This is a genomic window from Nonomuraea lactucae (assembly GCF_003313395.1).
Lineage (GTDB): Bacteria > Actinomycetota > Actinomycetes > Streptosporangiales > Streptosporangiaceae > Nonomuraea > Nonomuraea lactucae.
On record NZ_QNFZ01000519.1, the window covers coordinates 1 to 1,519 of the forward strand.

Consider the following 1,519-nt stretch of genomic DNA (forward strand, 5'->3'; position numbering starts at 1 on the left):
GCCCTCGCCGCCGACGCGCCCGCCGAGGCGCGAGCGGCGGCGCGCTCCCACCTGCCGGGCCTCACCCGCCTCGGCCTGTAGCCACGCACTCGCCGCCGGCCTGTCCGCGCTGCGCGGCCTGCCCCTGGTGCCCGAGCGGCAGGACGGCGGTGATCGCCGGTCGCCAAGGATCAAGCACGGTGCGGTCTGGATACGGTTGGAGGCATGGTTGGACGGATCGGAACGGCGGGCCTGCTCCTGATCGCTCTGGCGGCGTGCGGGGGAGGCTCGACCGCGGGCGCGGCCTCCCCGGACGCGTCGTCGTCGAGCGCGGCCTCTCCGGACGCCGGGTCCTCGGGCGGACCGTCCGCCGGACCGTCCGCGAGCGCCGCCCCGACCGCCGGACCGGCGGAGCCTGGCACGTCCGCGCAGGGCGGCGAGGTGGGGCGGGTGCTGTCCGGGATGAGCCTGGAGGAGAAGGTCGGGCAGCTGTTCATGCCGGTCCTGTACGGCACGGCCGCCGACACCGTCTCGGGCGAGAACCAGGCCAGGTACGGCGCCCGGACCCCGGCCGGAGTCATCGCCAAATACCGCCTCGGTGGCGTCATCCTGTTCCCCGCCAACGTCAGGAGCGTCGGGCAGGTCGTCGGGCTGACCAACGCCCTGCAGCAGGCCTCGCCCGAGGTGCCGCTGCTCATCGGCACCGACCAGGAGAACGGCCTGGTCTCCAGGATGGGCGCGCTGATGACGGCGTTCCCCGGCGCCGCGCAGGTGGGCGCCACCAGGAACCCGTCGCTGTCACGGGAGGTCGCCAGGGCCACCGGCGAGGAGCTGCGCACGCTGGGCGTCAACCTCGACTTCGCGCCGGTCGCCGACGTGAACGTCGACCCGCGCAACCCCGTCATCGGCAGGCGCGCCTTCGGAGACGATCCGGCGCGGGTGGCGCGCATGGTGTCGGCCGCGGTCAAGGGGTTCGCGGACGCCGGGGTCGCCGCCACCGCCAAGCACTTCCCCGGCCACGGCGACACGGACGTCGACAGCCACACCGGCCTGCCGGTGATCAAGCACACCAGGGCGCAGTGGGAGCGGATCGACACGCCGCCGTTCAAGGCCGCGATCAACGCCGGCGTGGACGCCGTGATGAGCGCCCACATCGTCTTCCCCGGGCTCGACCCGTCGGGCGACCCGGCGACGCTGTCCAAGCCCATCCTCACCGGCCTGCTCAGGGACGAGCTGGGCTTCAAGGGTGTGATCTCGACCGACGCGCTCAACATGGCGGGAGTGCGGAAGAAGTACAGCGACGGTGAGGTGGCCGTGCGGGCCGTGCTGGCGGGGGCCGACCTGCTGCTGATGCCGAACGACCTGCCCACGGCGTACGACGCCGTGCTGGCCGCGGCGAGGTCGGGCCGGATCTCGGAGCGGCGGCTCGACCAGTCGGTCACCCGGCTCCTCACGCTCAAGCAGGCGCGCGGCTTCCTGCGCGAGGCGCCCGCCGCCTCGGCGCGGGAGGCGGCCGGCGTGCTGCGCTCGGCCGAGCACC

General features: G+C 74.5%; 1 protein-coding gene. It reads left to right on the plus strand.

The window, feature by feature from the left end; translation table 11 throughout:
* Positions 1–204 precede the first annotated feature (204 nt).
* A partial coding sequence (locus DQW85_RS23195; RefSeq protein WP_113702221.1) for a glycoside hydrolase family 3 protein occupies positions 205–1,519 on the plus strand: 1,315 nt, incomplete at its 3' end.